Here is a 24363-nt window from a genome sequence, read left to right as displayed (position 1 = left end):
CTATCTCCGGCCGTGTTCGGCAAAGGCTGCCACAGGGGCGGCGGTGTCAAGGTCGGTGGTGGCGGTTTCAGCGGAACTGGCCACTTCCTGCACGATATAGACGGGACGGGGTTTGATCTCATTAAATATGCGGCCGAGATATTCCCCTAAGATCCCGATACAGATTAACTGCACCCCGCCTAAGAACAGCATGGCGACCATCATGGTGGCCCAGCCTTCGACGGTGATGCCAAAGGCCCACTGCACGAACACCGACGCCAGATAAAGAAACGCCAGAGCTGACGCGCCGTAACCCATCCATGTCGCCACTTTCAGCGGGGTATTGGAAAATGACGTAATGCCGTCGAAGGCGAATTTCAGCATTTTCTTGAGCGGATATTTGGTTTCCCCGGCAAAACGTTCATCGCGGTCATAGAGCACGAAGGTCTGTGGGAAACCGACCCAGCTCACCAGCCCGCGAATGAAGCGGTCTTTTTCCCGCATACCCCGCAGTTCATTGGCGACACGGGCGGAGATCAGGCGGAAATCACCGACATCCTGCGGGATATCGATATTGGAAAGCGAACGCAGCAGGCGGTAAAACATCGCCGCGGTCCACAGCTTGAATTTGGTCTCGCCCTCGCGGCGCGCGCGTTTGGCATAGACCACATCAAAGCCGTCACGCCATTTTGCAACCATGTCATGGATCAGTTCAGGCGGATCCTGCAGGTCGGCATCTATAAAGACAATGGCGTCACCCCTGGCATGATCAAGTCCGGCGGTAATCGCGATCTGGTGGCCGAAATTACGTGAAAACTTGACGACCTTGACGCGCGGATTGGTGATGGCAAATTCGCTCATGATCTTAAAACTGTCGTCGCGGCTGCCGTCATCGACATAGATCATTTCGTAATCCAGCCCGTCGAGACTTTCCATGACGGCCTGAGCACGGGCATGAAACGCCTCTATCCCTTCCGCTTCGTTATAGGCGGGGGTTACCAGAGACAGCAAAGGTTTGCGCGTCATGTCACTTGCTCCGTGTTGGGTGTCGGGCATGACGCGGTGCAACACCCGTGCCAGAACCGATCTTTAAAGGGCAGGCGTAAACCTGATCTTACCTTACGTCACTCAAACTCACAAAGCCCTGAAAATTAAGGCTTTACGTACTAATGCCGCCATCAATGATCAGGGTCTGACCCGTGACCATACGCGCGCCATCGCTCAGGAAAAAGCGCACGGCGTTCAGGATATCGTCTTCATCGGCCAGTCGCCCCAGCGGCGTGCGCCCGACAATTTGCTTAAGCTGCGAAGGGGTAAGCGTCGATGACATTTCGGTCGCGACATAGCCGGGAGCGACGCTGTTGACCGTGATTTGGCGGCGGCCCAGTTCGCGGGCCAGCGCGCGGCTGAAGCCATCCACGCCCGCCTTTGAGGCTGAATAGGCCGACAAGCCGTTATAGCCACGTGTACCGATGATCGACGAAATATTGATAATCCGGCCACCCTGATTTTCGGAGGGCTTTTGCGCCAGCATGACCTTGGAGGCGGCGCGCGCCATCTGAATGGTGCCGAGCAGATTGATTTTCAGGATGCGCTCGCTTTCGACATTGGGGAAGGAGGCCAGAATCCCGGCCTGAGCGACGCCGGCATTGTTAACCAGACCCCACAGGCCGTCTTCGCCCGCCCATTCGACGGCGGCTTCGACGAAGGCATCGACCTGATCGGCTTCACCGACTTCGCACGCTTGCCAGAAGAAGTATTGACCATATTCGGGATGGGCCTCAAGGCGGGCAATATTGTCGGTTTTCTTCCGGCTACAGGTCGAGACGCGATAACCGTCGGCCAGAAGGCCTTCGATCATCACCGCGCCCAGACCGCGGCTGCCGCCGGTGACAATAACGTGACGCATAGCTATCCCTTTTTATTCGCAGCCGAGACCGCGATCTTATCGACAAAATTAAGTGATCTGGGCACCGAATAGGCGGGCAGGGCTTCACGGCAGGCGATCAGTATCGCTTTGCGCGCAGCCTTTTCGTCGGCGCCGTCTTCCAGCACGACATCGGCGGCGACCAGAGCGCCGGTGACCGGATTGGGCTGTCCGTAGACACGGGCCTCAATAACCCCGTCCTGCTTCAGGATCAGAGCTTCGACCGGCAAGGGGTAAACCTTTGAGCCGCCAACATTGATGGTGTTGTCGTCACGGCCCAGCACCTTAACGCGGTCTCCGGCCAGTTCAACCAGATCGGCGGTCGCCAGCCAGCCGTCATCCAGCAGCGGCTGAGACGCTGCCGACAGGTAGCCGCTCATCATGTTGGGGGTCTTGATCTGAAGAAATCCGTCCTTGATGCGCAGGGCCACACCGGAAGGGGCGGCTTCCAGCCACGCCGCCGGAAAGCCCTCAAGGCCATCATGCACCGCATAGACTACGCCCGCTTCGGTCGAAGCATAGGTGTGGGTGACGCGGGTGTCAGGAAAGGCTTTGCGGATGCGGTCAAGGGTCGGCTGATCGGCCGCTTCGCCGCCCAGCGTGATTTGCTGCAGGCTGAGTTGCGCCGGATCGGCCACCATCAGGAACGATCGCCAAAAGGTCGGCGTGCCGGAAATGTGCGTACCGTTCCAGTGACGGCTGACATGATAAAAGCCGCTCATAGTGCGTTCAGCCGGTGTGATCAGCAGACCGCCCCACAGGGCCGCGGTTAAGCTGACCTGAATACCGGCAAAGCCGGTCGGCTGATAGGTCAGCACCCAGCGCCCGCCCTGATCGGGGCGGCGTTTGACACCGGCCTTGGCCTTGGCCAGCAGGCTTTGCAGGGAATGGGCGGCGACCTTGGGCATACCCGTGGTACCGGAGGTCATCATATAGATGCGGCTCTCGGACGGGGATGGCGTGGCGCTGCGCCAATCCCGCTCACCGTTCAGCACCAGCCCGATGCCATGTTCGGCGCAGATGGCGTCGATACGGTCTTGCGCAATCGTGGTGTGGGCGATGAACAGGTCAGCCCCCGCCCGGTCGCAGGCATCAATGGCTTCAAGGATCAGGGCAGAATCGTCACTGCGCACCAGAACGCGGGAAACCCCGCGCTCTGTGATCGCCGCCGACAGGTCATCGGCACGGGCCCGGATATCGCCGCGGGTGAACAGGGCTTCGCCCCGCGCCACCAGTGCGGTATCATCTCCGGGTTTGAGATCCAGCCCTATCCGCATGCGATTATCGCACGTAAAGCTTGGTCAGTTCGCCGACCGTTTTGAATTCAATGAAGCCCTTGGCGAACGGATCGAAGCCGATCTTCTTTTCCAGTTCGGACACGAGCGTGGCCAGATCGAGCGAATCGATACCCAGTTCATCGCCCAGAACTTCGGTCTCAGGCGTGATTTCCGGCACGTCGAGGCCCTTGTCATCCAGCGTCTGGCTGATGATCTCAACGATGGCGGCGTAGATTTGGTCTTCGGTCATTCGAGTTTCCTTTAGTTAGGTTTGGAACAGGTGGCCGCGTCTTTGAGCGTGGTGCGCAGATCGCCTACGACTTGCTGGACGCGGAGGTGACGGGTTTCGGCCTTGAGGTGATAGACCGTGTCGAAAAACAGCGATTCATCGAACACATAATCCGATGGCGGACGCGGGGCCTTGACGGCGTCAGGGCCTGTGGTCAGCGCCGTATGAACGCTGTCAATCTGAGTTTTATTGGCTTCGTAATAGTGGCGCATGGTCGGGGTATAGGACATGACCACATGCACGCCTTTGGCTTCCATCTGTTTGGCATAGGCCTTGATGGCGGGCACGACCGTGGGGTCTACGCCGGTCTGATAAAGCTTGGTGCCCTCTTCGATATCGCCGGTCCAGGCAACGCCTTTGTGGCCGATCAGGTCGCCGGTCGGCGCGAAGCTCTTAAAGGATTCCACCTCGATCAGTTGATCCAGCAAATTATCGCCCTTGGGCTTGAATAATTCACCGCGCGCGGCCTGATTGCCGATGCGCAGCAGCTTGGACTGGGCGACAAACGGGATAGCCGAGACAGCCTCACCGATCTGTTGTGGCGTAAGGTAAGCGATGGCCGCCGGATTGGTCTTGACGATGGCGTAAAGATCCTTGCCCGACCCATCGATCGGCTTGCCGAAGCTGTCCCACTCAAAGGCGATGACGATGATGTCGCCGGGCTTCACGTCGTCGGCGACTTCGCGCATCAGATAGCGCACGCCGAAATAGCCGTTGAGGCCCATATTGACCGCCGGGCAGCCGGTTTCACGCTCAATCAGAGTCGAATCCATGCCGTAGGACAGGTTCGATCCGCCCACCAGAACGATCTTCTTGCCCGGCAGGGTCGACAAACGGTCATGCTTAAGCAAAGTGGCGCGGGCATAGTCGTTATCATCGGGGATGCCCAGCACCACGGCCATCAGGGTCGCGACGGCGACAATGGCCAACAGGCTAAGGCGGCCCAGCAGGCTTAACACGCCCTTGGGCTTTACGACCGCTTCTGGAGGCGCCGCGTCACCGGTTTTTGGCTTTTGCGTTTCGCTGTCCATCATCAGAACCTGAAATAGATGAATTTTTGGTCGAGGTTGTAATAGGCCCCCAGAATAACGACGGCGACCGTGGCGGCATAGATCAGGCCCCAGCGTTGCCAGGACGGCAGAGCACGGTAGATATCGCCGACCTTGGCGTGGTCTTTGTACCATTCCGGCGCCATAACCACGATGATGCCAAGGATCGCCAGCGCCATTTCGGCCAGCTTGCCGTCGATCACCGCGCGGATACCGGAGGTAAACCCGCCCCAGCCGGTGTGCATATGGCTGATGATGTAGCCGGCATCGGCCAGAGAATTGGCGCGGAAGAAGATATAGGCAAAGCACACCAGCAGGAAGGTCACGCCGATTTTGAGGGCACGATAGGTTTTCGGGCGCTTGGTCAGGCCGGAATTTTTGGCAAACTTGTTCCACGGCTTTTGCGCCAGCAGGGACACGACCACATAGGTGCCGTGCAGCGCGCCCCAGACGATGAAGGTCCAGTTGGCGCCGTGCCAGAAACCGGACACGACAAAGGTCAGCATCATCCCGGCCAGCATCAGATTATACATCTTAAGCCCGGTCCAGCGGCTGCGCGAAAACGGCGTATAGACGTAGTCATTGAGCCATGAACTCAAAGATATATGCCAGCGCTTCCAGAAGTCCTGAATGGAGACGGCAAAATAGGGGCGGTTGAAGTTCGGCAACAGCTTGATGCCAAACACCATAGCCGCCCCTAGCGCGATATCGGTATAGCCGCTGAAGTCGAAATAGAGCTGAAAGGCATAGAGCCAGGTGGCAAACACCATCGACACGCCGTCATAGGCCTGAGGGTTGTCATAGACGCGGTTAACGAACGGGGCGATGCGGTCCGCGACCACCACCTTTTTGAATGCGCCCCACAGCATCAGTTGCAGACCGGCGGTCATCAGGGCGTAGTCAAAACCTTTGAGGGGCGCGCGCAGTTGCGGCAGCAGGTTCTTGCCGCGCTCAATCGGGCCGGCGATCATCTTGGGGAAGAAGAACACGAATGTGCCAAACACCCACGGATCGCGTTCGGCTTTGTCACCGCGGAAAGTGTCGATCAGGTAACCGATCATCAGGAAAGTGTAGAACGAAATCCCCAGCGGTAGAATGATGTTCAGAACCGGCACATCATAGGATGCCCCAAACCAGCCGAACAGGCCGCGCAAAGATTCATTGAAAAAGGACGTATATTTAAAACCGACCAGATTGAGTACCAACAGCACAATGGCGATGGTCATGATCTTCTGCTTGCGGGGCTTATCCTCGGCTTTTTCTATCGCGATTGCGAAATAATAGACAAGGGCGGCGGCCACCAGCAAATGGACCAGGAACAAAGGCCCTGACCAGCCATAGAATACCAGACTGGCGATCAGCAAAAGAGGTAGGCGTGCACGCTGTGGCATCAGCATGTAACCGATGACAGTCGCTATAAAAAAGACAATAAATTCAATTGAATTGAACAGCACTTGTCAGTCAGCCCGCTTTAAAAATTACCTGTAAAATCCATGTTCCGGCACCACCAGAAACCGGACATAAGACCCGCCGGTGCGAAGCGCTGAGCAAGGACTAAGCCTAAACTCTGCGAGTGTCTGGATAATACCCCAAAATAATATACGCCAACTTTCAGGCGGTCTGACGGGATTCTGCAAATAATAGATAATTAAGCATAAATTACACTTGCCCGTCGCAATCCGGCCTACCGGTCTCCCGATGAGGCACCTTAACGTCAAATAACAGCGTTGGGAAGGGCGTTTACTGACTAATGTTGCATAGCAGCATGGGGCGTGTTGCTTTTGGGATACAAATCAGAATTTGAAACCGGTGCGCAGGCTGATCGAATAGTTATCATATTCGCTGTATTTCTCGCCCTCGGCCTCCAGCGACAGATAACCATATTCGTTGCCCGCAGAGAGGCGCATTCCCACCACCGGCGCCCCGCCCTTAAGGTCACCGCCGGTCAGGGTAAAGGGTGTGCCGTCACCAAAGCGAGCCACCGTGTCATCTATATTGACCGAAAAATTGCTGCGGTAACCGACCCAGGCTTCCGGTCGGATCAGGGCGTCTTTCTTGGCGCGCCCCAGATAGAGGATCGCCGCGGCACTGGCCAGATGGCTGGTGCGATCATCGACGCTGAGGTCAAAGCTGGAACCGCCGCCGGTCTCGGTACGGCTGTCTTCTTTCAAGGCGTAATAGTCGACCGTGGCCGTGGGCTTGAGGCTGACCGGGCCCAGTGCTGTCTCATAGGACGCCCCGAAATTACCGCTCAAGGAATATCCGTTCCATTTGCCGGTCGAGATCAGCGCCGAATAATCAGACAGAAGTTCGCGCTCACTGGTGAACATGGTCCGGCCGAGACCGGCACTGGCCCAGCCCTTGAGATTGCCGGCATTGACACGCCAGTAGCCGCCAATGGTGATATCCTCGGCCGAGGTGGTTTCATTGGCGGTGGCGTAAGTATCTTCCGGTGAGGTCGTCGTATAGGACACATAGACGCCAATGGCCTGATTTTGCCCCAGACCACGCTCGGCGCCGCCCGCAAAGCTGAAACCGGTGCTTTGAAAACCGGTGGTATCCCCGCGTTCGCGCTTTAGGCTATAGCCATATTCCTGAAGCCAATACTGGGTCTGACCGGCGTCGGGCAGGAAAGACTGCTTGGCCAGGGATTGATTGAGGGCCTGATGACCTTTGGACAGGGTCAGCAGGTTCTCACCGGAATAGTCTGGCAGGAAAGCCGTATAGACCTTGGTAAAACCGGAACGGGTAGTTTCACTCAATATTGTGGTGGTGGTGGCATCTACAGTAGAGGCGGCGGTCAGAATGGCGTTCAGGGCCGAATATTCATTCATATTCAGGCCCGACTCTGACTGGGTGCGCACGCGGAAATCGGCATAGAGATTTTCATTGGCCTCACCCGTAGCCAGACTGACCTTATAGAGCCACGGCACATTCTCATCCATGTCCTCAAGGTCAAGCGATCCGTAGTCGATATTGGTGCCAGTCATCAGGGTGAAGCGGGTCGGGCTCTGGATGATCTCATCCAGTGACAGATAGATGGCCGCCCCGTCATCAAAGGTGGTTGGGCCGGAATTGATAAAGACCGGCGTCGTCGGGGCCGCGGTTTGCAGCACCATATAAAGCTCGGCCTCGCTGCCGAGGTGTAAGGACGACAGGTTAAGCTGCGATCCGGCCGACAGGCCCAGACGGGCATTTTCAATATCGACCGCGACCGTTCCTGCGCCCGTCAGTTTCCCCAACAGGATCGCCTCGTCATCAAGGGTCAGGCTGTTGGCACCGGCACTGAAATCGACATTGCCGTACAGATAGCCGCCGCTCATCGTCAGGCTGTCATTGCCGGAACCGAACTTGACATCTCCGGCGATATAGGGGGCGGCATAGTCATCATCATCAGGATATTCATCGGTGATGTTGAGATTCGTCGCCACTGTATTGCCACTCAGGTCGATGGCCACGGCGCGGTTGACGGCGGTATCGGTCACATCGTCTTCGTCCTCATCACCCGGTGTGATGCTGGCGGTAATGCCGCCGTTGACCGTGATCGAGGTCAGGGTGTTGGACTGATCGCGAATGGCCGTCGCATTGGCGGTTGTGCCATAACCATAGGCCACCACTGAGCCGCCGGTTTTGATGTTCAGTGCCGACAGATTGGCGCCGGAGGCGATATCCAGCGCATAGGCCGTATCATAATCGGTCGTGGTCGATGACGCGGTTAAACTTCCCGACACGTCCAGCCGCCCGACCTGAGCCCCCTCAAGCAGCGACAATCCGCGCGCTATGCCTTCATAGGCGGTCGAGCCTACCGAGCCTGAGATCGAGATGCCGTTGGTGATGGTGGTGTCATAGCCCAGCCCCGCGATCTGCACCGCCGTTGCGTCTATGCCTTCATAGATACCGTAGCTTGCGATCGAACCGCGGATATCCAGACCATGATTGACCTCATCGGGCTCAACAGCGGTATCGGCGACCACGATCGGGCTGATGGTAATGGCCTTGCTGTCCGACCCCACCAGAAGGCCAGCATTCCCACCATACTGGGCGATGCTGGCGGTGCCTTCTTCGGTGTCTTCGATGCCGTTGCCGTTTTCGTCGGTATTGTCGTCATCGGTGCTGGTCACCCCGGCATTGATGAGAATCCCCTGGGTGACATCATTAGAGATGCTGACCAGGGCCTTGTTCTGATAGAGATCATCCGCTTGCAGCAGGTCGAGATAGTCCTCACCTATGCTGGTATAGCGATAGCCGGTGCCGGAAATGCTGCCGTCAAATATTAGCGCCCCGTCGATCAGGCCGGAAATATCGACCGCCGAGGAATCCTTGCCCGTCGCACTGATCGAGCCGCTGATGTAGGTCTGGCCGGTCTGGGTGCCCGCCAGATTAAGCCCTACGACGTCATCGCCCAGCACCGAAATCGTTCCGTCAAAGATAAAGTCGCCGGTACGACCGCCTTCGAGCGAAATGCCATAGGACTGATTACCCTCGACCGTAATCGTGCTGTCGATGTCAATCGCGCCGGTCAAAAGTCCGGTGGCGCGCACCCCGTAGCGGCCGGTACCTTCGGCAAACACGCCGTCCACCAGGTCATCATCGTCTTCGTCCGCAGCCGTGTAGTCGTCGGTGACGGTAATGGTACCGGACAGGTCGAGCGTGGTCGAGCGTGCCCCGTCGATCAGCACGCCGGTACTGTTACTTTCTGCCCCCGACATTGCGATCGTGCCATTGAGCGTGACGGTATTATCGCTATCGACCGTGACCGCCGTCCCGCTGGTCAGGGTGATCGAGCCGTCGCTGGTGACATCGATATTGCCGCCGGTGGAGGTCGCAACCGGCGTCGTAGTCGCCGTCGCCACCGACGTATCAGCCCACACCCGCGGTGCCACCCCCGTAACCGCCAGAACAACACCAAGCGCCGTGGCGCAGCGGAAACGGGATATGGGCATGAAACGACTTTCGGAAAAAGAAATGGCCGAATGTCGTTAAGGGCGAAATAGGGGAGAAGTAGGACGCATATATATCCGTATGCGCAAACAATATGCCCACATTCCGGCGGAGGGCCGGAATGTGTTTAAAGGCATACATAATGTGTCACCTGCGAAGGCAGGCTCTGGCTTTCACACTATCGGATAAAGGTCATGCCGGAATCCATAGCGTGGGCATGTCCGCCGGGCTGGGCGACGGCGGTTTCAATGTCGCCGGTCAGGTGGCGGTCGTGATGCTCACGCGCAATGTCGCCCAGACTGATGATGCCGCACACGCGCTTATGCTCATTGAGGACGACCAGTCGGCGGATCTGCTCGGCCTTCATGACCTCGGCGGCTTCGCGGATGGTATCATCCTCAAAGCAGTAGGTGATGTGATCGGTCATGACGCGCATGACGCTTTCATCGCCACTCATGCCGGTGGCAAGCCCGCGCACGACGATATCGCGATCGGTGACCGCCCCTTTCAACCGGTCGTTTTCACCAATCGGCAGGTAACCCAGATCATGGTCGCGCATGATCTCAGCCGCCTGACGCAAGGTCGTGTCGGGGGCGATGATTTTGAAGCTGGTGCTCATATGGTCTCTGACTCGCATAATAACCTCCTGTGGTTTCAGATAAGCCCTGTACTTTCAGATAAACGATGCCGGCAGATAAACGATGCCGGGTCATGTGGGGCATCGAGCGCTCCACTTTTTAAGCGTTTGCCCAAGGCGATGGCGGCAAGCGCCATGCCCGCACCAATAAGCCCGCCCAGAGCCACCCTTTGCATAACCGACGGACGTGGCAGTAGACGTTTAAACATGGCGCGGTTCCTCAAAGCGAAATGAAGTGGGGTTCGCGACGAATACTAAGGCCGTGTGCATAAAAATGCAGGATATGGAGCATTATTTTAAATTAAAAAGCGAAGTCTTTAAATCGTGACATTTGTAAATGACGACAATTTGATTTCCGAATCTGCAATCGCCTCAGTTTCGGTTGCGTGACGTTTATTTTTGGTGAAACAAAGCGCGTTATTTGTTATATTTTTACTTAAGGCCATACGTGTAACATAATAACCTTACGGGGCATGTATTAGGCTTTAAGATTGGAATTTAACGGAGACGTTCAAATGCCGAACCGCTCAAACCTGCCTACATCTGGCCCGCGCACATCCGACAAGAATGTGAAGTCTGAATCGGCGCCCGCCCTCAATCGCAGCACCTATGACGACCGCGATAATGACTACATCCTGTCCTATGATCCGCGCAGCAATGCCCGGCATCAGCGCAGCGAAGACCCGGATTTTGAAGGCACACTCGATCAGAACCGCCCCAATCATCAATGGCGGGAGAGCGAATAATGTCACAGGCAGCAAGTGTACGGCACGAGCAAAGCTTTGGCTTGCCTATGCTGGTTTTTTCGACCCTGGTTCTGGGGCCGGTATTCAAATCGTTTTACGACGGCTTTTTCCACGGGCCGTATCAGTACAGGCGCTGCCTGAAAGATGAAAAGAAACTGCGCGATGATCTGAGTGAGGATCAGGTTGATCACATGGTCGAAGACAGCTTTCCGGCCAGTGACCCGCCCAGCAGCTATTAATTTGTTTTAGTATTTGTGGACGTCAGAGGGTTTACGGTCATCAAATCCGGAGACTTCATCTCCGGGCTTATGGTCAAGGTCGTCGGGGATAATCTGATCCGCGGCATTATCAGGATAGTCGGGTTCATTAAAGCCCGACGGATCACGGCTATCGTGTCTGGTTTTCGGTGATACAACAGGGTCTACAGGTTTGGGATTATCGGGCATGGCGCGCACCTGAAAATGGTTAGAGTTACCCTACCATGCGCCGCCAACCCATAAGGTTGAAATGTAAGGTCATGAATTTGCCCGCAAAAAACGAGTAAGTCCGCCAATGTGCACTGGCAGCCTTGACATTGTGGCGTAAGGATTTAGCGTCAAATGAAACCAGTTGTCCGGAGTTTGTTATGACCTTTAAATCGCTCGCCCTGTCTGTAAGTCTGGTAGCGCTGGCTGGCGCTGCCGGTGCTGAGCCGGTCATCAGTGGTGCGCGGATATCCGAGGACGTGAAAGTGTTGTCATCGGACGCATTTGCCGGTCGCGGGGTCGCCACGCCCGCCGAAGACAAGGTCGTCGATTTCGTGTCTAAGGCCTATAAAGATGCTGGCCTTGCGCCCGGCGGGGAAAACGGCGGCTGGACCCAGACGGTCAAATTACGCAAATTTCAGGTCAGTGATCCGGCCCTGAACCTTAACCTTAAAGGGCAAACTCTGCCGCTGGTGCAGGGCGAAGATATCACGGCCTCGACACGCGGGGCTCTGGGCGCGGTGAGTTTCAGGGACGCGCCGCTGGTGTTTGCCGGTTACGGCGTGACCGCCCCTGAACGGGGCTGGGATGATTTCAAAGGTGTTGATGTCAAGGGCAAGATCATTGTGGTTCTGATCAACGACCCCGATTTCTATCAGCCGGACGCCCAGACCTTTAACGGTAAGGCCATGACCTATTACGGGCGCTGGACCTATAAGTTCGAGGAAGCCGCCCGCAAAGGGGCGGCTGGGGTCATGATCATCCACGACAGTGCGGCCGCCTCTTACGGCTGGAACACCGTCAAAAACTCCTGGTCGGTGGCGCAGTTCGATATTGTCCGCCCCGACCCATCGGCGACCAGCCCCAAGCTGGAATCGTGGATCAGCGCTGAGGCCGCCGAAAAGATATTTGCGGCGGCAGGGCTTGATCTCAATGCCCTCAAAATTGCGGCCCGATCTAAGGATTTCAAGCCCGTGCCGCTCGACGGCGTTACCCTTTCCGGTGGGTATAAGGTGGCAGCCATTGAGGTGGTCAGCCGCAATATCATCGGCCAGCTCAAAGGCGCCAAGCGCCCCGATGAAACCGTCTTTTACATGGCGCACTGGGATCATATCGGCATCGGCACGCCCGATGCGGACGGTGATGCTATCTTCAACGGTGCGGTTGATAATGCCACGGGTGTCGCTGCCCTGATCGAACTGGCGCGTGCCTTTAAGGCGTCGGGCAAAGCCCCTGACCGGACGGTCGCCTTTATCGCCGTCACCGCCGAGGAAAGCGGGCTTCTGGGCTCGGAATATTATGCCTCAAACCCGATCTATCCGCTGGCCAAGACCGTAGGCGGGATCAATATGGATGCGCTCAATGTGTCGGGCCGCACTCGTAATGTCGAAGTGACGGGCTTTGGCCAGTCCTCGCTGGAGGACGATCTGAAAATTCTGGCCGCGACGCAAAACCGCGTGCTGACCCCGGATGAAACGCCGGAAGCGGGGTATTTCTTCCGTTCGGATCACTTCCCGCTGGCCAAGCGTGGTGTGCCGGTACTGTATGCGGCTTCTGGTCTTGATATGGTCGAGGGCGGGGTCGCGGCGGGTCGCGCCTTTGATGAAGATTATCGCAAAAACCGCTACCATCAGGCCAACGACGAATGGTCGGCGGACTGGGATCTGTCGGGTCTGGCTGAAGATGTGGCGCTCTATTATCAACTGGGCGCGAAACTGGCCAACTCGACGGTGTGGCCTCAGTGGCGCGAGACCTCTGAGTTCAAGGCCGCCCGCGACAAAACGGCGGCAGCCCGTAAGTAGTTGATATACGGTTAATGCTCTGTTCAGTATAGGTTTTAGGTCGCGATTCAGGTTTGCACAGTAATTTCATACACCAACCCCTATGTTTAGGTGAGTGTGCGTATGATGCTGACATCCTTGTTTTCGACCCGCGAACAGGTTCTGGGCCAGGCGCTTTATGATGCCATTCCGATGATGGAATTTGACATCAAGGGCACGATCGTATCGGCCAATACCGACTTTCTGACGATGCTGGGGCAGCGTCTGAATGAATTGAGCGGTAAGCCCTATACGGTCATCTGCGATCCGGCGACCGTCGATGATGGCCGCGCCGAAGATATCTGGCGCCGGGTGGCCGAGGGTGAAACCTTGCAGGAAACGCTGAAATTACAGGCGCGTGATGGCTCTGCCCGCTGGATGCAGGCATGTATACTGCCGGTCAGGGCATCGATGGGCAAGATGGAGCGCGTCATTCTGGCCGGTTGCGATATCACCGCCATCAAGCAAAAAGAACTGGCCAGCCGCAACCTGCTGAAAGCCCTGTCGGATACTCATGCCGTGGTCGAATTTTGCGCCCGCGGGCAGATATTGTTTGCCAATGACAGCTTTCTTAAACTCACCGGTTATAGCCTGAATGAACTGCTGGGTCGTCCGCACCGCAAGCTATGTGAATATGACCGGGGCTTGAGCAGCGAATATTCTGATTTCTGGGATGGATTGGCCAGAGGGCAGGCCCGTCACGGTGAGTGTGTCCGTTACGGTAAGGATGGCCGCCGGATCGCCTTGAGTGCCAGCTACAATCCGGTGCTTGATGATGCCGGTACGGTGACCAAGGTTGTACTCTACGCCACCCCGATTGCCCGTAGTGATATGGACAGCCTTAAAGACGCGGCGTGAGGCGTTGCCCTAATGACAGAAGGTGTCGGATGGGCGGAAAATGGTATACGATAGGTATTAATTTAAGGGCTGGTTAACCGTACTGTGAAACTAACTGAGGGCAGTAGCGTAAAAGAACTCCCCACATTTCAGGTGCCATCATGTTTTTTGCCGCTCAGTCTGCCGACTATCGCTCCATCATGGATGCCTTAAGCCTGTCGCAGGCGGTCATTGAATTTACACCATCTGGTCAGGTACTGACAGCCAATGCCAATTTCTGTGAGGTGATGGGCTATGGTCTGCACGAAATTGAGGGCCGACATCACAGCCTGTTTTGTATGCCGGACTATGCCGACAGCGCCGACTACAAGTCGTTTTGGCAGGATCTGGCACAGGGCCATTTCAAAAGTGATGAGTTCAAGCGTCTGGGTAAGGGCGGCAGAGCGGTCTGGATACAGGCGACCTATAATCCGATCCGCGACAAGTCCGGGCGCGTCACCAGGGTCATCAAGTTCGCCACCGACATCACCGCAATTAAATCCCGCAATGATGATTATCAGGGCAAGATCAAAGCGATTGACCGGGCCCAGGCCGTGATTGAGTTCACCCCGACGGGTGACATTCTGACGGCCAATGAGAATTTCCTTAAAGCCGTCGGTTATGATCTGAATGAAATTCAGGGCCGTCATCACCGCATGTTCTGCGATCCCGCCTATGCCGCGACTGAAGACTATAAGAGCTTCTGGCGCGATCTGGCAGCGGGTCAGTTTCAGGCGGCGGAATATAAGCGTCTGGGTAAGGGCGGGCGTGAGGTCTATATTCAGGCGTCTTATAATCCGATTTTCGATGAGGCGGGGGCGGTGGTAAAGGTCGTCAAGTTCGCGACCGATCGTACTGCGGCGGTCATGCGCCGGTTGCGCAATGATGCCTTAAGCCGCGATATTAATGACGATCTGGGCGGGGTGATTGGTGAAATCACTGAGGCCGCCGGCATGGCGTCCAATGTGGCTGGCGCCTCATCCGACACCAGCGGCATCATCAATTCGGTGGCGGCCGCGACCGAGGAACTGAGCCAGAGCGTGCGCGATATTTCGGCCAGCATGGTCGTTACGCGCGACAATGTCGAAGGCATCTTCAAGCACGCCGAAAATGCCAGCGCTTTTGCTAAAAATCTGGACGCTTCGGCGTCGGCCATGACTGGCATTGTGACGCTGATTCAGGACATCGCCGGTCAGATCAATCTGCTGGCGCTTAATGCCACGATCGAATCCGCCCGTGCGGGTGAAGCCGGTCGCGGATTTGCGGTGGTGGCGTCGGAGGTCAAGTCTCTGGCCAATCAGGCGGCGCGTTCAACCCAGACCATTTCCGAAGAAATCACTCGCATGCAGACGGTCACCGCCGATGTGGTCAATGCGCTCGGTGAAATCTCAGGCGCCATGACGATTGTAATGGAAAGTGTGACCAGCGTCGCCGGGGCGATCGAACAGCAAAATGCCGCCACTGGCGAAATCTCCGGTAATATGCAGTCGGCGGTCGATGCCATTCACCGCATCGAAGACAGTCTGGTGCGTATTGACCACAGCTTCCGGCAGGTGACTCTGGCGGCCGAGCAGGTCAAGACAAATGTCGAGGTGCTGGCGGCGTAAATCTCTGCCACTTAGAGCGGAATGATTTCTGGTGGAATCATTCCGCTCAAGCCGCCACTGAGGCGGCGGCCAAGGTGGCGGAGCCACCGCCCGGCGAGGGACTTAAAAAAATCTGGATCATTATGTTTCTACCAGAAATCATAATGATCTAGCCAAAAACCGCCCGCAGCAGATCCGTCGTGCGGCTGGCGGGGTTAGTGCGGATGGCGCGTTCTTCGGCGCCGACATAGTGGAACAGGCCATCGAGCGCCTTACCCACCGCATATTCGCTCAAATAGGTTTTGGGGTCTTTCTTGATGTAGGCCGAAAGACCGTTGCGCTCGATGGCGTGATCAAGCGATTGCACGGCCCCCGTCGATTGCAAAGCCTCGCCTATCGGCGGCGTGAACAGGGTGATCAGGCGGGGTGTGGTCGATTTTTGCAGATATTGTGTGCCGGATGTGGGGCCGCCGCGCACAATGCCGACCACATCAGTCAGGGTAATCGACTTGATCGCATCCAGAAACAGATCCTTGGCGACGGGGGCGGCGACTTCGGCGGCGTGATTGACCTTTTCATGCACTTCATCGAGCGCACCGGACATGCCCAGAGGTTTCAGGGTTTTCTGAACCTTGGCTATAGTCTTCGGCAGCGGGATACGGATCAAATCATCGCCCCAGTAGCCGTCATGGCGTCCGACGCGGGTGACGGCGGCGACCGCCCCTTGTGATAATGCCTCACGGATACCCTTGTCGGCCTCAAGCTTGGTGACGCCCACAGGCAGTCCGGTGGATGAGGTTTTTTTAGACGTCTTGCCTACGGCTGCCTTAAGAGCTTTGTCTAACTCGGCCTGGGTTTGGGCGTTGGCTGCCCCATGACCTGCAAGCCCCCCTGTAAGCCCTAAGGCCATCAATCCCCACAAAATCTCACGCCGGTCGTTGTGCATGTATCCGCCCCTGATTAGCAAAGCTTAGCTGTCAGATAATGATATATCGCTTTTTCGCGGCGCGCAGAAATGCTTTTTACGCGACACTTCATCGGGTGCGCGTTACAGGTGCGCTTTGTAAAACGAGACCGGATTGTGACGACGGAACTTGCCACCACGACTTTAAACGAGTCTGATCTGCTCAGGCTTGGCCAACTGGCTATCGATGCCGGGGCTGAGATCATGCGCGTCTATGAAGGCGAGTTCGATGTCCAGATCAAGGGCGATCAAAGCCCGCTGACGAAGGCCGATCTGGCGTCTCATGCCGTGATTGCTGAGGGGCTGGTTCAAGATTTTGGTCATATTTCGGTTGTGTCCGAAGAGGACGCCGACAGCCATGATGCTCCCGAAGGGAAGCGCGGATCGTTCTTTCTGGTTGATCCGCTCGATGGCACCAAGGAATTTATCAATCGCCGCCCGGACTTCACCGTTAATATCGCCCTGATCGAAAACCAGCGTCCGACCTACGGCATCATCTATGCGCCGGTGCGCAAAGCGCTCTATATCGGCGATGTCGCAGCGGGTCTGGCGTACCGGATCGAGGCCGAGAACCTTGCCCGTCTGACCCTGGCTGATTTTACGCCGCTTAAGGTGCGCAGCGCGCCGCCGTCTCTGGCCGCGGTCTGCTCCCTGTCGCACAATTCGCCGGAAACCGAAGCCTATCTTGATCTCTACGGCGTTACTGAGCGGGTCGCCATTGGCTCATCGCTGAAGTTCTGTCTGGTGGCCGAAGGTCAGGCTGACCTCTATCCCCGCCTTGGGCCGACGATGGAGTGGGACACCGCCGCCGGTGACGCCATTCTGACCGCAGCGGGCGGCAAGGTCTTGTCGCGTGACGGTACGCCCCTCATCTATGCCAAGCCCCGCTTTTTCAACCCCGAATTTTTCGCGCAAGGCGATGTCGCCTTCAAAGTGCCGAATTGAGTTATGAGCAATATTATTACCTACCCTGTGTCAGATCACCTGAAGCGCCTCGAGGCCGAGTCGATCGAGATCATGCGCGAAGTCGCCGCCTCGTTCGAGAACCCGGTCATGCTCTATTCGATCGGTAAAGATTCCGGCGTCATGCTGCATCTGGCCATGAAGGCGTTCTATCCGTCGAAGCTGCCGTTTCCGCTTCTGCACGTCGATACGCGCTGGAAGTTTGCCGACATGATCCGCCACCGCGACATGATCGCGGAAAAGTATGGCGTCAAGCTTCTGGTCTATACCAACCCGGAAGGCGTAGAGCGCAACATCAACCCGATCGATTCCGGCTCATCCCTGCACACCCAGATCATGAAAACCGAAGCGCTCAAAAAAGCGCTCGACCTTTATGGATTTGATGCGGCCTTTGGGGGCGCCCGCCGTGATGAGGAAAAGTCGCGCGCCAAGGAGCGCATCTTTTCGTTCCGCTCCGCCGGCCACGTCTGGGATCCGCGCAATCAGCGCCCGGAACTGTGGAACCATTACAATACCCGTATCAATAAGGGCGAGACCATCCGCGTTTTCCCGCTGTCCAACTGGACCGAGCTTGATATCTGGGAATATACCCGCGCCGAGAATATCCCGATTGTGCCGCTCTACCTTTCGGCGCCGCGTCCGGTGGTTAAGCGCAGCGGTATGCTGATCATGCGTGATGATGAGCGTATGCCGCTCAATCCCGGCGAAGAGGTTGAAATCCGCAATATCCGCTTCCGCTCACTCGGCTGTTATCCGTTGAGTGCCGCCGTGGAATCCGAGGCCGATACGCTGGATGACATCATTGCCGAAATGCGGGCCTCACGGTCATCCGAGCGTCAGGGGCGTCTGATCGATTCCGACGAGTCTGCCTCGATGGAAAAGAAGAAAAAAGAAGGGTATTTTTAGGCCCTCAGACAAAAGTTGCCCTTTGGGTACTTTTGTCAGGCTCGATACCTTTAGCTGAATGTATGGAATTTTAGATGTCGCTTGAGACCGCCACCTTAACCGCCACTGCCGTCACAAATGCGGCCGCGACCGAGAAAAGCCTGTTGCGCTTTTTGACCTGCGGTTCCGTCGATGATGGCAAATCGACCCTGATCGGGCGGTTGCTGTACGACACCAAGCTGATCTTTGACGATCAGCTTCAGTCGCTGGAGCGCGATTCTAAAAAGCACGGCACAACCGGCGAAGATATTGACTTCGCGCTGCTGGTCGATGGCCTTGAGGCCGAGCGCCAGCAAGGCATCACCATTGATGTCGCTTATCGTTTTTTCAGCACGCCGAAGCGCTCGTTCATCGTCGCCGATACGCCGGGCCATGAGCAATATACCCGCAATATGGCCACCGGCGCGTCCAATGCCGACCTAGCCATTATCCTGATCGATGCCCGCAAAGGCGTGCTGCCGCAGACCCGCCGCCATTCGTTTATCGCATCCCTGCTGGGCATTAAGCATGTGGTCGTGGCGGTCAATAAGATCGATCTGGTCGATTACGATCAGGGCCGGTTTGAAGAAATCCTGACGGCTTACCGTGAATTTGCCGATCAGCTTGGCTTCACCTCTATTCAGGCCATCCCGCTGTCGGCGCGCTTTGGTCAGAACATGATCACCCGCTCAGACCTGATGCCGTGGTATGACGGCCCGTGCCTGCTGGAGCATCTCGAATCCGTCGATGTCGAAAGCGTTGATGCCCAGAAACCGTTCCGCATGGGTGTACAGTGGGTCAATCGCCCGAACCTCGATTTCCGCGGGTTTTCCGGCACGATCCATTCGGGTGTGATCCGTCCCGGCGATGAACTGGTTGTGGCCGGTTCGGGTAAATCGTCGGTGCTAAAGCGCATTGTCACCGCCGATGGTGACCTGAGCGAGGCCCGCGCCGGTACGGCGGTAACGCTGGTGTTAAACGATGAAATTGACGTGGCGCGTGGCGATACGTTTGCGCATCCGCAGGCCCGCCCCGAAGTCTCCGACAGCTTTGCCGCCCATATCCTGTGGATGACCGATGAGGCCCTGCAGGTTGACCGGCCTTATCTGATTAAGCTCGGCCACAACTATATTCCGGCCCGCGTCACCCGTATCGAGCACAAGATCAATATCAATACGCTCGAACACGAAGGCGCCCATAAGCTTGATCTGAATGAGATCGGCCTGTGTCATGTGCGGCTATCCTCACCGACGGCCTTTGATGCCTATGAGCTTAACCGCCATACCGGTTCATTCATCCTGATCGACCGCTTTACCAATGCGACGGCCGGTGCGGGCATGATCACCCAGGGGCTTAACCGCGCCACCCATGTCCACCGTCAGGATCTGACGGTCGGTAAGCAAGCGCGTCAGGAACTGAACGGCCATAAATCAGCGGCCCTGTGGCTGACTGGCCTGTCGGGGTCGGGTAAATCGACCATTGCCAATCTGGTGGTGTCTGAGCTGCACGCCCGTGGCATCCGCACCATGATGCTGGATGGCGACAATATCCGTCACGGCCTCAACAAAGACCTCGGCTTTGCTGATGCTGACCGGGTGGAAAATATCCGCCGCGTCGGTGAGGTCGCCAAGCTGTTCGTCGATGCCGGTACGGTGGTGCTATGTTCATTCATTTCGCCGTTTGCCTCGGATCGCCAGATGGTGCGCGACCTGTTCGAGGACGGTGAGTTCTTTGAGGTGTTTATCGACACCCCGCTTGAGGACTGCATCAACCGCGACCCCAAGGGCCTCTATGCCAAGGCGCTTAAAGGCGAGATTAAGAACTTTACCGGCCTCGACAGTCCCTATGAAGCGCCTGATAATGCCGAAATAGTTGTCAAGACCGAGCGCATGACCGCCGCCGAAGCGGCAGGTCAAATTATCGAGCGCCTGCGCGCGTCTGACCTGTTCAGCATGTATGACGGAGATTGGAGTATATAGGCCTCAAACCAAAGTTTCCGGCCGTTGGCCGAAATACTTTGGTTTGGATTTTTTATGTGGTTAGAGCCGTAATGATAATCGCAAAAGCGATCAGGCACATAGCCGCATCTACAGTTATTGTGATGAAGAATATCTTCATTGCATGACTCCGATCAGCGGAAGCTGAGGTGAAATTGTCGGGGTTTTACAAAGAAGGTAATTTGAGGCACCGCCTTCAAATCGTCTTTAGTTAACGAGCACCGCTCAAATTAACCCATGATAAAAGCACCGCTTTTTTCATCAATGTACTTGTATGAATACCACGCTCTTCGATTCGCGCAATCCCTTAAACCCCTCCCCTGATTTCAGGGGAGGTACGCCCAGAGGGCGGGGTGGGGTTAAAGTGTTCCGCTCAGTCTGGCCGTTACATACCGATAAATGCCATCGGCGGCTTCATCCACATCGGCAAGTATGTCATGAGCATTGATGCGCATGATATCAAAGCCGCGTTCCCGCAGGAAATCGTCTCTTATTTGATCGCGTTCGGGACGGTCGCCTATGCTGTGCGCCATACCGTCAATCTCGATGACTAACTTTACCTTGGCGCAGTAAAAATCGAACACATAAGGGCCGAACGGATACTGCCGCTTAAAGGCGGGCAAGCCTTCTTGCCGCGTCTTGATCCGGCTCCAGATCAAGCGCTCAGGCAGGGACATATCTTGGCGGAGTTTACGCGCGAATTGGCGTTGGGGTTGGGCGACCATGAGGTTAAATAACAGGTATCAGCGCAAAATTTAACCCCACCCCGCCCTTTGGGCGTACCTCCCCTAAAATTAGGGGAGGGATTAACTTACCGCTTCAACTGGCTCAAATCGCGCACGGCGCCGGTGTCGGCTGAGGTGGTCAGGGCTGCATAGGCTTGCAAGGCCGCCGACACATAGCGCTCGCGGTTCTTGGGCGTAAAGGCCTCCTGGCCACGGGCTTCTTCCTTGGCGCGACGATGGGCCAGTTCTTCCATAGTCACGCGCAGATCAATGGTGCGGTTGGGGATATCGATGTCGATGGTATCGCCTTCTTCGACCAGGGCGATCGCCCCACCTTCGCCCGCTTCCGGGCTGACGTGACCGATGGAAAGGCCGGACGTGCCGCCGGAGAAACGCCCGTCGGTCAGAAGCGCACACACCTTACCCATGCCCTTGGATTTGAGGTAGGAGGTCGGGTACAACATTTCCTGCATACCCGGCCCGCCCTTGGGGCCCTCATAACGGATGACGACGACATCGCCCTCCTTGATCTGGTTCTTCAGGATGGCGTCAACCGAGTCTTCCTGAGATTCAAACACCCGGGCGCGGCCAGAGAACTTCCAGATCGATTCATCGACCCCCGCCGTTTTCACGATGCAGCCTTTTTCGGCGATATTGCCGTAGAGCACCGCCAACCCGCCGTCCTTGGTAAAGGCGTGCTCGACCGAGCGGATGACGCCCTTTTCGCGGTCTTTATCGAGGTCCGGCCAGCGCTTGGATTGCGAGAACGCCTGAGTGGTGCGCACGCCACCGGGGGCGGCCTTGAAGAAGGTATCGACCTCTTCGTCATTGGTGACCCGGATATCCCAATAGGCCAGCGCATGGCCCAGTGTCGGGGAATGCACTGTCGGCAATTCCGTGTTCAACAAGCCACCACGCGCCAGTTCGCCGAGGATCGACATGATGCCGCCGGCGCGGTGAACATCTTCGATATGCACATCTGACGTAGCCGGTGCCACCTTACACAGGCACGGCGTGGTGCGCGAAATCCGGTCGATATCAGCCATCTTGAAATTGACACCGGCTTCGGACGCCGCCGCCAGCAGGTGCAGAACCGTGTTGGTCGACCCACCCATCGCCACATCAAGGCGCATGGCGTTTTCAAACGCCGCATAGGAGGCAATCGAGCGCGGCAAGACCGACTCGTCATTGCCTTCATAATAGCGCTTGGTGATATCGACGATCATCTGACCGACATTTTTAAACAGGCGCTCGCGGTCTGAGTGGGTGGCCAGAACCGTACCGTTGCCGGGGAGCGATAATCCTAATGCCTCAGTCAGGCAGTTCATCGAATTGGCGGTGAACATGCCCGAACACGACCCGCAGGTAGGACACGCGGCTTCTTCGACGGCCTTGACCTGCGCGTCCGAGATATTGTCATCGGCGGCCTGCACCATCGCATCGACCAGATCAAGCGCGTGGGTTTTAGCCACCCCGTCCTTATCGGGCCACACGACCTTACCGGCTTCCATCGGCCCGCCGGAGACGAATACAGCCGGAATATTGAGGCGCATGGCGGCCATCAGCATTCCCGGCGTGATCTTATCGCAGTTGGAGATACAGACCATCGCGTCGGCGCAGTGGGCATTGACCATATATTCGACGCTGTCAGCGATCAGGTCGCGTGAGGGCAGGGAATAGAGCATGCCGCCGTGGCCCATAGCGATACCGTCATCGACCGCGATGGTGTTGAATTCCTTGGCGACGCCGCCCGCTTTTTCGATCTCACGCGCCACCATTTGCCCCAGGTCTTTCAGATGCACATGGCCCGGCACGAACTGGGTGAAGGAGTTGACGACCGCGATAATCGGCTTGGTGAAATCAGAATCGGTCATACCGGTCGCCCGCCATAGCGCGCGTGCGCCTGCCATATTGCGGCCAAAAGTGGTGGTGCGGGAACGATAGGCAGGCATGATCCAGATTCCTTAACTGCGGCGAGGTGAGATCAATTCGCAAATAATCCAAGGCATTATAAGCCTTTTAAGGCTGGCATATAAGCCTAATGGTCAAGTTGGCAAGACTGATGTATGATGATGAAGCAGAATGCAGTCTGCCGGCGCATTTTGCGGCGCGAAAAAGCCTTTCACAAAGCCGCAGAGTCGCGCACGTTTTGGCATGAATGATGTCCTTATTGGAAAAATAATTTCTCAATATGGCGTAATTTGAAAAATTAATTCCAAAACATCGCGGGGATGCGATTTTTTAAGAAAAATTTTTCCACTTTTTCCTTTGCTTTTTTAAAACCGATCAGGCATATAGTCATCCCAAGCCAAAGCTATATATGCTGAGGCCAGATGGAGTTTACCTGCTGTGACGAAAGCTATTGCTATAGCGATGGACAAGACCGAGGGCCGCAAGGCGCTGGCGATGTCGCTCGTCTCATTGGTATCTATTGTATCGCTACTTATCGTGGGCGTGGTACGCCCCATGATCGCGGAGTGGTGACCACACGGTTTCAGACCAAATCAATGGCCTAAATCAGTCTCCCGCTCCGCCCCCGGAAGCGGGGATTTTTGTATCTGACCACCCCTAAAACCCTTTGAAGAGCTGCCCCATGAACGCGCAAATCAAGATGACCCCGACCGCCACCGAAGCCACTGTCTTTATGACGGCGCCGCTTACGGTTGCCCAAGCGGTAGTATCGTCAGGCTTTGCGATTCTTCATGGCAGCATTGCCCCGGTCGGCGGCATTCTGAAGCTGTCGGGCTTTGGTGAGCGCTTCGAAGGTGCTGCCCGCGTTTTCGAGGACGAGATGACGGCCATTGCCGCTATCCGCGCCGGTGAGATCGCGTCCGGCACCGCCATCATCATTCGCCACAAAACCGATCTGCGCGATATCGTTGACGCCATTGAGCAGTCCGGCATCACCGGCATCGCCCTGATCAGCGACGGCCATATCGCAGGTTCGACCTCGCACGCCATGATCGTTGGCAACTGTGCCCCGGCGGCGCAGGCGGGTGGCGCTATCGGTCGTTTGCGCGACGGTGACATCATCACCATCGATGCTGCATCGCGCCGTATCGACACTGCGGCGGACTTGTCCGGCCGTAAATCCAGCTTCACGGCCCCGGCCCGTGGCTATCAGGGCCATCCGGCGCTTGAAAAATATGCACGTGTTATGACCGCGGCCTCTTAACAGGCCCGGTTTTTTCGTATTTAT

The 24363-nt window shown here is 56.6% G+C and carries 22 protein-coding genes; 9 read left to right on the top strand and 13 right to left on the bottom strand.

Annotation, left to right across the window (positions count from 1 at the left end):
• The 9 genes from PQU98_RS10465 to PQU98_RS10425 all read right to left on the bottom strand — a co-directional run bounded on the left by PQU98_RS10465 (position 1) and on the right by PQU98_RS10425 (position 10308).
• Positions 1-1005, bottom strand: coding sequence for a glycosyltransferase family 2 protein (locus tag PQU98_RS10465; protein ID WP_272744888.1), 1005 nt, complete (start codon positions 1003-1005; stop codon positions 1-3).
• Between the two features lie 133 nt (positions 1006-1138).
• Positions 1139-1888, bottom strand: coding sequence for an SDR family NAD(P)-dependent oxidoreductase (locus tag PQU98_RS10460; protein ID WP_272744887.1), 750 nt, complete (start codon positions 1886-1888; stop codon positions 1139-1141).
• Between the two features lie 2 nt (positions 1889-1890).
• On the bottom strand, positions 1891-3183 hold the full coding sequence (locus PQU98_RS10455; RefSeq protein ID WP_272744886.1) for a class I adenylate-forming enzyme family protein: 1293 nt from the start codon (positions 3181-3183) through the stop codon (positions 1891-1893).
• A 4-nt stretch (positions 3184-3187) separates the two neighbouring features.
• Positions 3188-3433 (bottom strand): acyl carrier protein, encoded by a 246-nt coding sequence (locus tag PQU98_RS10450; RefSeq protein WP_272744885.1) that lies wholly within the window; start codon positions 3431-3433, stop codon positions 3188-3190.
• Positions 3434-3444: 11 nt separating this feature from the next.
• Complete coding sequence (locus PQU98_RS10445; RefSeq protein ID WP_272744884.1) at positions 3445-4506, bottom strand: hypothetical protein; 1062 nt, start codon at positions 4504-4506, stop codon at positions 3445-3447.
• Positions 4506-5912 carry an MBOAT family O-acyltransferase gene (locus tag PQU98_RS10440; RefSeq protein WP_272744883.1) on the bottom strand — a complete coding sequence of 469 codons (1407 nt, stop codon included), beginning with the start codon at positions 5910-5912 and terminating at the stop codon, positions 4506-4508. The genes PQU98_RS10445 and PQU98_RS10440 overlap by 1 nt, the downstream gene beginning before the upstream one ends.
• Positions 5913-6314: 402 nt before the next feature.
• Positions 6315-9464, bottom strand: coding sequence for an autotransporter outer membrane beta-barrel domain-containing protein (locus PQU98_RS10435; protein WP_272744882.1), 3150 nt, complete (start codon positions 9462-9464; stop codon positions 6315-6317).
• Positions 9465-9640: 176 nt separating this feature from the next.
• Positions 9641-10081 carry a CBS domain-containing protein gene (locus PQU98_RS10430; protein ID WP_272744881.1) on the bottom strand — a complete coding sequence of 147 codons (441 nt, stop codon included), beginning with the start codon at positions 10079-10081 and terminating at the stop codon, positions 9641-9643.
• A 35-nt stretch (positions 10082-10116) separates the two neighbouring features.
• A complete protein-coding gene (locus PQU98_RS10425; RefSeq protein WP_272744880.1) occupies positions 10117-10308 on the bottom strand; it encodes a hypothetical protein in 192 nt (63 codons plus the stop codon).
• Between the two features lie 306 nt (positions 10309-10614).
• On the opposite strand from PQU98_RS10425, the gene PQU98_RS10420 reads away from it, so the two are divergent.
• Positions 10615-10845: a hypothetical protein gene (locus tag PQU98_RS10420; RefSeq protein WP_272744879.1), complete on the top strand. Its 231-nt coding sequence runs from the start codon at positions 10615-10617 to the stop codon at positions 10843-10845.
• The gene (locus tag PQU98_RS10415) at positions 10845-11084 is read left to right on the top strand and encodes a hypothetical protein (protein WP_272744878.1); all 240 of its coding nucleotides are present in this window, start codon (positions 10845-10847) and stop codon (positions 11082-11084) included. Before PQU98_RS10420 ends, PQU98_RS10415 begins: the two co-directional genes overlap by 1 nt.
• A 6-nt stretch (positions 11085-11090) precedes the next feature.
• Here PQU98_RS10415 and PQU98_RS10410 read toward each other — a convergent pair whose 3' ends face one another.
• Positions 11091-11291, bottom strand: a complete 201-nt coding sequence (locus PQU98_RS10410) for a hypothetical protein (RefSeq protein WP_272744877.1) — start codon at positions 11289-11291, stop codon at positions 11091-11093.
• A gap of 179 nt (positions 11292-11470) precedes the next feature.
• Here PQU98_RS10410 and PQU98_RS10405 point away from each other — a divergent pair, with 179 nt between their 5' ends.
• From PQU98_RS10405 to PQU98_RS10395, 3 genes are all read left to right on the top strand, one after another.
• On the top strand, positions 11471-13111 hold the full coding sequence (locus tag PQU98_RS10405; protein WP_272744876.1) for a M28 family metallopeptidase: 1641 nt from the start codon (positions 11471-11473) through the stop codon (positions 13109-13111).
• A gap of 102 nt (positions 13112-13213) precedes the next feature.
• Positions 13214-13987, top strand: coding sequence for a PAS domain-containing protein (locus PQU98_RS10400; RefSeq protein ID WP_272744875.1), 774 nt, complete (start codon positions 13214-13216; stop codon positions 13985-13987).
• Positions 13988-14127: 140 nt separating this feature from the next.
• Entirely contained in the window at positions 14128-15612 is a 1485-nt protein-coding gene (locus tag PQU98_RS10395) for a methyl-accepting chemotaxis protein (RefSeq protein WP_272744874.1), read from the top strand.
• Between the two features lie 148 nt (positions 15613-15760).
• On the opposite strand, the gene PQU98_RS10390 is transcribed toward PQU98_RS10395, so the two are convergent.
• A complete protein-coding gene (locus PQU98_RS10390; protein WP_272744873.1) occupies positions 15761-16537 on the bottom strand; it encodes a DUF4197 domain-containing protein in 777 nt (258 codons plus the stop codon).
• Between the two features lie 135 nt (positions 16538-16672).
• Between PQU98_RS10390 and cysQ the strand changes: the two genes are divergently transcribed.
• From cysQ to cysN, 3 genes are all read left to right on the top strand, one after another.
• Positions 16673-17500 (top strand): 3'(2'),5'-bisphosphate nucleotidase CysQ, encoded by an 828-nt coding sequence (cysQ, locus tag PQU98_RS10385; protein ID WP_272744872.1) that lies wholly within the window; start codon positions 16673-16675, stop codon positions 17498-17500.
• Between the two features lie 3 nt (positions 17501-17503).
• Positions 17504-18424, top strand: a complete 921-nt coding sequence (gene cysD, locus PQU98_RS10380) for a sulfate adenylyltransferase subunit CysD (protein WP_272744871.1) — start codon at positions 17504-17506, stop codon at positions 18422-18424.
• 74 nt (positions 18425-18498) lie between these two features.
• Positions 18499-20421 carry a sulfate adenylyltransferase subunit CysN gene (cysN, locus tag PQU98_RS10375; RefSeq protein ID WP_272744870.1) on the top strand — a complete coding sequence of 641 codons (1923 nt, stop codon included), beginning with the start codon at positions 18499-18501 and terminating at the stop codon, positions 20419-20421.
• 377 nt (positions 20422-20798) lie between these two features.
• Here the strand turns inward: cysN and PQU98_RS10370 are convergent, their stop codons facing one another.
• A complete protein-coding gene (locus PQU98_RS10370; protein WP_272744869.1) occupies positions 20799-21164 on the bottom strand; it encodes an endonuclease domain-containing protein in 366 nt (121 codons plus the stop codon).
• 86 nt (positions 21165-21250) lie between these two features.
• Entirely contained in the window at positions 21251-23116 is a 1866-nt protein-coding gene (ilvD, locus tag PQU98_RS10365; protein ID WP_272744868.1) for a dihydroxy-acid dehydratase, read from the bottom strand.
• Positions 23117-23757: 641 nt separating this feature from the next.
• Between ilvD and PQU98_RS10360 the strand changes: the two genes are divergently transcribed.
• Positions 23758-24339, top strand: a complete 582-nt coding sequence (locus tag PQU98_RS10360; RefSeq protein ID WP_272744867.1) for an IlvD/Edd family dehydratase — start codon at positions 23758-23760, stop codon at positions 24337-24339.
• The last annotated feature ends 24 nt before the right edge of the window (positions 24340-24363 follow it).

Origin of the sequence: Asticcacaulis machinosus (assembly GCF_028550435.1) — a bacterium.
Taxonomy (GTDB): Bacteria; Pseudomonadota; Alphaproteobacteria; order Caulobacterales; family Caulobacteraceae; genus Asticcacaulis; species Asticcacaulis machinosus.
Note: the sequence above shows the minus strand (reverse complement) of the source record. Positions and strands in the feature narration are given on the sequence as shown.

Bases quoted from the DNA above. Each gene is read 5' to 3' on its own strand.
- PQU98_RS10395 (WP_272744874.1), top strand. From the start codon at position 14,128: ATGTTTTTTGCCGCTCAGTCTGCCGACTATCGCTCCATCATGGATGCC.
- PQU98_RS10460 (WP_272744887.1), bottom strand. From the start codon at position 1,888: ATGCGTCACGTTATTGTCACCGGCGGCAGCCGCGGTCTGGGCGCGGTG.
- PQU98_RS10430 (WP_272744881.1), bottom strand. From the start codon at position 10,081: ATGAGCACCAGCTTCAAAATCATCGCCCCCGACACGACCTTGCGTCAG.
- PQU98_RS10400 (WP_272744875.1), top strand. From the start codon at position 13,214: ATGATGCTGACATCCTTGTTTTCGACCCGCGAACAGGTTCTGGGCCAG.
- cysD (WP_272744871.1), top strand. From the start codon at position 17,504: ATGAGCAATATTATTACCTACCCTGTGTCAGATCACCTGAAGCGCCTC.
- PQU98_RS10370 (WP_272744869.1), bottom strand. From the start codon at position 21,164: ATGGTCGCCCAACCCCAACGCCAATTCGCGCGTAAACTCCGCCAAGAT.
- PQU98_RS10390 (WP_272744873.1), bottom strand. From the start codon at position 16,537: ATGCACAACGACCGGCGTGAGATTTTGTGGGGATTGATGGCCTTAGGG.
- PQU98_RS10440 (WP_272744883.1), bottom strand. From the start codon at position 5,912: ATGCCACAGCGTGCACGCCTACCTCTTTTGCTGATCGCCAGTCTGGTA.
- PQU98_RS10415 (WP_272744878.1), top strand. From the start codon at position 10,845: ATGTCACAGGCAGCAAGTGTACGGCACGAGCAAAGCTTTGGCTTGCCT.
- PQU98_RS10445 (WP_272744884.1), bottom strand. From the start codon at position 4,506: ATGATGGACAGCGAAACGCAAAAGCCAAAAACCGGTGACGCGGCGCCT.
- PQU98_RS10450 (WP_272744885.1), bottom strand. From the start codon at position 3,433: ATGACCGAAGACCAAATCTACGCCGCCATCGTTGAGATCATCAGCCAG.
- PQU98_RS10420 (WP_272744879.1), top strand. From the start codon at position 10,615: ATGCCGAACCGCTCAAACCTGCCTACATCTGGCCCGCGCACATCCGAC.
- cysN (WP_272744870.1), top strand. From the start codon at position 18,499: ATGTCGCTTGAGACCGCCACCTTAACCGCCACTGCCGTCACAAATGCG.
- PQU98_RS10425 (WP_272744880.1), bottom strand. From the start codon at position 10,308: ATGTTTAAACGTCTACTGCCACGTCCGTCGGTTATGCAAAGGGTGGCT.
- PQU98_RS10405 (WP_272744876.1), top strand. From the start codon at position 11,471: ATGACCTTTAAATCGCTCGCCCTGTCTGTAAGTCTGGTAGCGCTGGCT.
- PQU98_RS10455 (WP_272744886.1), bottom strand. From the start codon at position 3,183: ATGCGGATAGGGCTGGATCTCAAACCCGGAGATGATACCGCACTGGTG.
- PQU98_RS10465 (WP_272744888.1), bottom strand. From the start codon at position 1,005: ATGACGCGCAAACCTTTGCTGTCTCTGGTAACCCCCGCCTATAACGAA.
- ilvD (WP_272744868.1), bottom strand. From the start codon at position 23,116: ATGCCTGCCTATCGTTCCCGCACCACCACTTTTGGCCGCAATATGGCA.
- PQU98_RS10360 (WP_272744867.1), top strand. From the start codon at position 23,758: ATGAACGCGCAAATCAAGATGACCCCGACCGCCACCGAAGCCACTGTC.
- PQU98_RS10435 (WP_272744882.1), bottom strand. From the start codon at position 9,464: ATGCCCATATCCCGTTTCCGCTGCGCCACGGCGCTTGGTGTTGTTCTG.
- PQU98_RS10410 (WP_272744877.1), bottom strand. From the start codon at position 11,291: ATGCCCGATAATCCCAAACCTGTAGACCCTGTTGTATCACCGAAAACC.